Genomic DNA, 6,436 nt, shown 5'->3' on the forward strand with positions numbered 1-6,436 from the left:
CATTGGGTGAAGCCCGGTCCACCGCGCCCGGGTCACACCGCCCCGGCAATCGCCGCCTCAGGCCGCATCGCCGGTCAGGCGCGCGAAGGCCGCGAGATCGACATTGCCGCCGCTGATCACCACGCCGACACGCTTGTCCGTCACATCCACCAAGCCGTTCAGCACCGCGGCGGCCGCGAGGCAGCCCGTCGGCTCGACGACGAGCTTCATCCGGCTCGCGAAGAACCGCATGGTTTCGACGAGCTGCGCGTCGGTGACGGTGAGGATCTCGGACACCTGCGCACGGATAATCGCGAAGGTGAGGTCGCCGAGCGCCGTCGATTGCGCCCCGTCGGCGATGGTGCGGGGTACCGGGATCGTGACGATCCGGCCCTCGCGGAACGAGCGCTGGCCGTCATTGCCGGCCTCCGGCTCGACGCCGATCACCCGGCAGCCCGGGGACAGGGCGGCGGCGGCGAGCGCGCAGCCCGCGAGCTGGCCGCCGCCACCGAGGCAGGCCACCAGCACGTCGAGGGGACCCGCCGTCTCGATCAGCTCCTGGGCCAGAGTCCCCTGCCCGGCGATGACGTCGGGGTGGTTGAAGGGCGGGATCAGCGTCAGGCCGCGCGCCTGCCCGATCTCCCGGCCCAATGCCTCACGGTCCTGGGTGTAGCGGTCGTACAGGACCACCTCGGCGCCGTAGCCGCGGGTGGCCGCGATCTTCGCAGCCGGCGCGTCGCCCGGCATGATGATTGTGGCTGGCGTGCCGAGAAGCCGGCTCGCCAGGGCGATCGCCTGGGCGTGGTTGCCGGAGGAATAGGTGATCACCCCCCGGGCGCGGGCCGCCTCCGGCAGGGCGCTGATCGCGTTGTAGGCGCCGCGGAACTTGAAGGCACCGGCCCGCTGCAGGTTCTCCGCCTTGAAGAACAGCTTTGCGCCGGTCATCGCGTCGGCGGTGCGGGACGTCAGGACCGGCGTGCGGTGCGCCACGCCCGCGATGCGCTCCGCCGCGCGCGCCACGTCGGCGTAGGTGGGAAGGGCGCTGGTCGCCTCGACGTGTTCGCCCTGCATCGTGGTCGCGCCTCGCTCGAATCCCCTGCGGCTGTCTCATACGGAGGTTTCGGGCCGGGCGCATCCTGCCGATTCACGCGGGCAAGCGAAGCCATTCGCCCGTTCGCGGCATATCTCCGCAGGAACGCTGGGGGGCGGCATCACTACGGCACTTCACGATGAAAGATGCAGCCCAGAGTAAATGTCTCAGATCATCGTCGAGGTTAATAATCTATACGAGCTTCTACCGGAAACAGCGTCTCCCTGAGGAGACGGTTCGCAGCGGGATAGGTCGGACGAGAGCGGCTGAAATCCCGGGAGGCGCAGCAGATCCAATGCGGGGAACGGCACCCTTATTTTCTCCCATCGGTGCCGAGGCGGGTTTGTGCTGCAGCCCCGGGATGCACTCGCACACCATCATGGCCCGGCTAAAAGAACAGCCTGCGAGACCTTGCCGAGGATTTTACGCCTATCCTCATCAAGTGCGAACGACGAAGGATCGAGGTAGGCACAGATCGTGGCCCAGGGATCAATGGGTGTTCGTGAGACACGCCATCGAACCGTTGCTCTACGCCAGGATCGAACCTGATCCTGGGCATTATGCGCATGGATTACTGAACCCGAAGAGACAGATCCAGGCAAACGCCGTCGAACTGTCGACGGTCAATTTTGAGCACGGCCCGGTCCCCATCATATTCGGCTATGCCGGGCTCCAGTTGGCCTTCGACCGTGCGTTCACGGATGCGGGCGAAGATTACGATCGGATGAAAGCGGCGGATTGGCTGGATTGGCCCCTGTGCTTCGGCGTCCGCGTTGTGGATGGCGGTGAATGGGACGCTGCCGATGAGCACGGAGGCATCGATTTCGAGGTCGTCATTGGCTGCCCTACTAGTCGATCACTTCATCGGCCATGGCGACCAGATTTTGCTTGAATTCGAATCCTATGGCCTTCGCCGCTCTCATATTGATGACAAAATGATATTGTCTTGGTTGATATATCGGTATATCTCCAGGCTTATCGCCTCTGAATATCCAGGCAATTTGATCTGCGGCTCGGGTCCAAATATCTGCGATATCCAGGTCGTGAGCCATGAGACCACCTTCGTCAACGTAGGCGCGGTATGGATATAGAGTGGGAATTCGATTATCCTGCGCCAGCTTGACTATGAGTTCTCCGTATGTGCGGTTTTCAGCCGCGCTACTCACCAATATGGCATCCGCCCGCTTCGACGCTTCGGAGAAAGCCTTGGTGTATTCAGCCTCGCCGTGAGGATTTTCAACGGGCGGTCCAATCAGTTCCACGCCTATCTTCAGAGCCGCAGCCTCGACCCCAAGGCCAACTGCTGTCGTCCATGTGGAATCCGGAGCGACATAGAAGACCCTGGACATGCCCGGCACGGCTTCTTTGAGAAGCGCCATCCGCTTCACCCAGATCTCGATCCCTGGATCAACGGACGCACCCGTGATGTTGCCGCCTGGATGTGAAAGTGAGGTCACTAGTCCGTAAGCAACCGGATCGCTCATCACGCCAACAATTGGGATCGTGCTGGTCAACTTTCGAAGGCGTGAGACTGTCTTGCCGCTAATCGCGAGAATCACATCAGGATTCGCTGCGACAACAGTTGCAGCGAGTTCGCGCAACGCCTCTGTTGAGCCCATCGCGGAATATCGGCTGATTTCAAGATTCTTTCCTTCGGCATATCCAAGCTTGTCGAGATGCTTGAGCGCATTGCCGACAAGGTTGCTATTTTTTATGGTTAGTTTTTCTAATGGTTCTGATGGGTGTAAGATGGCCAGTCTATGGACAGGCTCGCCTTGAAAAGCTTTAGCGCCGCACTGATACCCCACATAGATGAGACCAGAAGCCAAAAACCGTCGACGCTTCATCGCTGGACCGCCGAGTCGCGGTGAGTAGGATGCCCCATACAATCACGGGGTTGTAGATTTGAAAATCCTCGCCCCGTGGACTCCGGTCGTGCTCTTACAGCCCCGATGGCGTACCGGTTGTTCAGCGCCCTTCAGCGGCCAACGATCAAGTCGCACGCAACCGAGACACTGTGCCCATGTCCGCACTCACCGTCATGTTCATCCGTCACGCCGAGAAGCCGGGCGGTGGCTTCCCCGGCGACGGCTCCGCGGTCGATGGCACTACTGACGACAAGTCGCTTGTGATTCGTGGATGGCAGAGGGCCGGGGCTTGGGCTGCGCTGTTTGGATCTGACCGATGCAGCGCCGACTATCCGAGACCCAACCTCATCTGCGCGGCCAAGCCCGAGCCGGTGACGAAGAAGGCCAAGTTCAGCCACCGTCCGTTCGAAACCGCGACACCCCTTGCTGAACGTTTGGGAATACCCCTCAAGACGGATTATGGCGTCTCACAGGAACGCGAACTGGCCGAAGAGATAGGGAAGCTCACCGGAGTCGTGGTCGTCTTCTGGGAGCACAAGGCCATCGTGACGGACCTGATCCCGGCCTTGAAGGGGAGTCAGAGCATCCCGGGCGTTCCGACCAAGTGGGACTCTGACCGCTTCGACGTGGTGCTTCGTTTCGACAGGGCTGTGCCGGACGCGCCATGGTCATTCCGCCAACTGTCCCCGCGTCTTATGAGTGGCGACAGCGATGCGCCGTTCTCACAGCTTGAGGGCTGAAACAGCGGTTGGCCGACGATGATGATGACCGCGACTGATCTGTGCCTCCGTCTTGGCGCTTCAGTGGTCGCCGGCATGGTTGTCGGCGTTGATCGAGAGATGCACGCCAAGTCGGTCGGCGTCCGAACTCTTGGGTTGGTCGGCCTGGGATCGGCTCTCGTAACGATGGCGGGTTCAGGGTTCCTGGCCGAAGGTGTCGACGCCAACGCCAGCCGGGCCATTCAGGGCATCGTCACGGGCATCGGTTTCCTGGGCGCGGGTGTCATCGTCAAAGGTGCGCGCAAATCACACGTCCACGGTATGACCACGGCCGCTGCCATCTGGGTAACGGCCGCGCTCGGGATATCGTGCGGGGTTGGCGCCTATCTTCCCGTCGCGGTCGGACTGATTCTGCTGCTGCTCCTGATTGGGATCGGCGGCCGCATTGACCGGATCATCGACGCACGATGGTTGAAGAGGCACGGGCGCGATGGGCCGAAGGCGGACGCGTCAGAACAGGGAAGCGCGCCACCAGATTAGCCTGCGACTTTAGCACGAGGCCGTCGGAAACGGTCTGTCACGGCTTCTTGGCCCGGGCACGGATCTGCGGTTGATGCTGGTGGCTCCGGTACGTCCGCTGTCACAGGTTCTGTCACACTCCGCTGGCGAAAATGCCCCGGAATGCTCCCCAATCGTGGGTCCCGGGGCATCGGTTCGACAGTAGCCCTTCGGCCGCCCTAGGCTTGTAGGGCTCTGTTGAAGAATGAGTTTTCAGACTACGTGTGGATGACCTTGCCGTAGGCATCGAGCACGCTCTCGTGCATCATCTCGCTGAGCGTCGGGTGCGGGAACACCGTGTGCATCAGCTCCTCCTCGGTGCTCTCCAGGTTCATCGCCACCACGTAGCCCTGGATCAGCTCGGTCACCTCGGCGCCGACCATGTGGGCACCGAGCAACTGGCCGGTCTTGGCATCGAACACGGTCTTGATCAGACCGTCCGGCTCGCCCAGCGCGATTGCCTTGCCGTTGCCCGCGAAGGGGAACCGGCCGACCTTGACCGAGAAGCCCTGCTCCTTGGCCTTGGCCTCGGTGAGCCCGACGCTGGCGATCTGCGGCTGGCAGTATGTGCAGCCCGGGATCTTGGCCTTGTCCATCGGGTGCGTGTGCAGGCCCTTGATGGTCTCGATGCAGATGACGCCCTCGTGCTCGGCCTTGTGGGCAAGCATCGGCGGGCCGGCGACGTCGCCGATGGCGTAGAGGCCGGGTACGTTGGTGCGGCCGAGCCCGTCCGTCACCACGATCCCGCGGTCGATCTTCACGCCGAGCTTCTCGAGGCCGATGCCCTCGATGTTGCCGACCACGCCTACCGCCGAGATCAGCTTCTCGGCCGTGATCTGCTGGGTCTTGCCGTCGCCACCCTCGACGGTGGCGGTGACGGAGTCGGCACCCTTCTCGACCTTCGTGACCTTGGCGCCGGTGAGGATCTTGATGCCCTGCTTCTCGAACCGCTTGCGGGCGAGGCCGGCGATCTCGGCATCCTCCACGGGCAGGATCTGCGGCAGCAGCTCCACCACGGTCACCTCGGCGCCCATGGTGCGGTAGAACGAGGCGAACTCGATGCCGATCGCGCCCGAGCCCATCACCAGCAGGCTCTTGGGCATCGCCTCGGGGACCATAGCCTCGTAGTAGGTCCAGATCAGCTTCTTGTCGGGCTCGATCCCGGGGATCGCACGAGGACGCGCACCGGTCGCCACGATGATGTGCTTGGCCTGGTAGGTGCCGGCCCCCTTGGCGCCCTTCGGCGCCTCAGCGCGCGTGGTCTCCTTCACGGTAACCTGCCCGGGCTGGTTGCCCTGGGCCGCGCTGTCGACCGAGGCCTCGCCCCAGATCACGTCGACCTTGTTCTTCTTGAGCAGCATGCCGACGCCGCCGTTGAGCCGGCCCGAGACGCCGCGGGAGCGTTTCACGATCGCGGCGGTGTCGAACCCGACCTTTTCCGCCGTCAGTCCGTAATCGCCCGCGTGCTGGAAGTAGTGGTAGATCTCGGCCGAGCGCAGCAGCGCCTTGGTGGGGATGCAGCCCCAGTTCAGGCAGATGCCGCCGAGATGCTCGCGATCGACCACGGCGGTCTTGAAGCCGAGCTGCGCCGCGCGGATCGCCGTGACGTAGCCGCCAGGCCCGGCGCCGATGATGAGGACGTCGTAGGTGTCGGACATAATTTTTCCTCTTCAGCCTACCTGTCGGACCCAATCGCGGGCTAAGTTTTCGACACGATCAATCTCAAATTCTGACAATATTCCGGTGTGCATAATAATATTTCTGGACATTTCAAGATCTTTAAATCTTGAACTTACCCAGGCTTGATTAGGGAATAAGTCTGAGAACTCATCCCAGCAATTTATTATAATTTGTTCGATTTGGCCGAAGGTGGTGTAACCGATTAATTCTGATGATCTTGGGGTGTGGTATCGATGGACTGCCTCCGATGATCGGAGACGATCTACATGCTCCTGAATCTTTTTAGGAACTTGGGTTGACCACCAACTCTCTCCGCTTCTTTCGGCCAGCCTCTGTGTCACCAATTCACGCGCAGAATTTTCAACGCAAAAAAACAGTGTAAAAACTGATGCCATTCGCCCCGCATCAGTCAAAATGCGTAATGGAAAAGATAGCATCTCCGCGCGCTGGACCACACTAGACTCAGTGACGACATCAATCTGGATGCCGTCGGCTGCTAAACTCGCAAGGCGATCTTTTGCGAGCATTCCGTCAAAAACGAA

At 61.5% G+C, this 6,436-nt stretch carries 7 protein-coding genes; 3 read left to right on the forward strand and 4 right to left on the reverse strand.

Annotation, left to right across the window (positions count from 1 at the left end; genetic code table 11):
• Window positions 1-57 precede the first annotated feature (57 nt).
• Window positions 58-1,050 carry a threo-3-hydroxy-L-aspartate ammonia-lyase gene (locus ACXJKQ_RS09910; protein ID WP_457105586.1) on the reverse strand — a complete coding sequence of 331 codons (993 nt, stop codon included), beginning with the start codon at window positions 1,048-1,050 and terminating at the stop codon, window positions 58-60.
• A gap of 521 nt (window positions 1,051-1,571) precedes the next feature.
• Here ACXJKQ_RS09910 and ACXJKQ_RS09915 point away from each other — a divergent pair.
• Window positions 1,572-1,961: a hypothetical protein gene (locus ACXJKQ_RS09915; protein WP_457105587.1), complete on the forward strand. Its 390-nt coding sequence runs from the start codon at window positions 1,572-1,574 to the stop codon at window positions 1,959-1,961.
• Here ACXJKQ_RS09915 and ACXJKQ_RS09920 read toward each other — a convergent pair.
• The gene (locus tag ACXJKQ_RS09920) at window positions 1,918-2,916 is read right to left on the reverse strand and encodes an ABC transporter substrate-binding protein (protein ID WP_457105588.1); all 999 of its coding nucleotides are present in this window, start codon (window positions 2,914-2,916) and stop codon (window positions 1,918-1,920) included. The two genes, ACXJKQ_RS09915 and ACXJKQ_RS09920, sit on opposite strands and share 44 nt — an antisense overlap.
• A gap of 176 nt (window positions 2,917-3,092) precedes the next feature.
• On the opposite strand from ACXJKQ_RS09920, the gene ACXJKQ_RS09925 reads away from it, so the two are divergent.
• Both ACXJKQ_RS09925 and ACXJKQ_RS09930 read left to right on the forward strand, forming a co-directional pair.
• Window positions 3,093-3,677, forward strand: coding sequence for a histidine phosphatase family protein (locus ACXJKQ_RS09925; RefSeq protein WP_457105589.1), 585 nt, complete (start codon window positions 3,093-3,095; stop codon window positions 3,675-3,677).
• Between the two features lie 18 nt (window positions 3,678-3,695).
• Window positions 3,696-4,196: an MgtC/SapB family protein gene (locus ACXJKQ_RS09930; RefSeq protein ID WP_457105590.1), complete on the forward strand. Its 501-nt coding sequence runs from the start codon at window positions 3,696-3,698 to the stop codon at window positions 4,194-4,196.
• A 236-nt stretch (window positions 4,197-4,432) separates the two neighbouring features.
• On the opposite strand, the gene lpdA is transcribed toward ACXJKQ_RS09930, so the two are convergent.
• Window positions 4,433-5,872, reverse strand: coding sequence for a dihydrolipoyl dehydrogenase (gene lpdA, locus ACXJKQ_RS09935; protein ID WP_457105591.1), 1,440 nt, complete (start codon window positions 5,870-5,872; stop codon window positions 4,433-4,435).
• Window positions 5,873-5,884: 12 nt separating this feature from the next.
• Window positions 5,885-6,436: Swt1 family HEPN domain-containing protein (locus ACXJKQ_RS09940; protein WP_457105592.1), on the reverse strand; the 552-nt coding region annotated here is incomplete at its 5' end.

It is taken from the genome of Methylobacterium sp. P5_C11 (assembly GCF_054049775.1).

Bases quoted from the DNA above. Each gene is read 5' to 3' on its own strand.
- ACXJKQ_RS09930 (WP_457105590.1), top strand. From the start codon at position 3,696: ATGATGATGACCGCGACTGATCTGTGCCTCCGTCTTGGCGCTTCAGTG.
- ACXJKQ_RS09920 (WP_457105588.1), bottom strand. From the start codon at position 2,916: ATGAAGCGTCGACGGTTTTTGGCTTCTGGTCTCATCTATGTGGGGTAT.
- ACXJKQ_RS09910 (WP_457105586.1), bottom strand. From the start codon at position 1,050: ATGCAGGGCGAACACGTCGAGGCGACCAGCGCCCTTCCCACCTACGCC.
- lpdA (WP_457105591.1), bottom strand. From the start codon at position 5,872: ATGTCCGACACCTACGACGTCCTCATCATCGGCGCCGGGCCTGGCGGC.
- ACXJKQ_RS09925 (WP_457105589.1), top strand. From the start codon at position 3,093: ATGTCCGCACTCACCGTCATGTTCATCCGTCACGCCGAGAAGCCGGGC.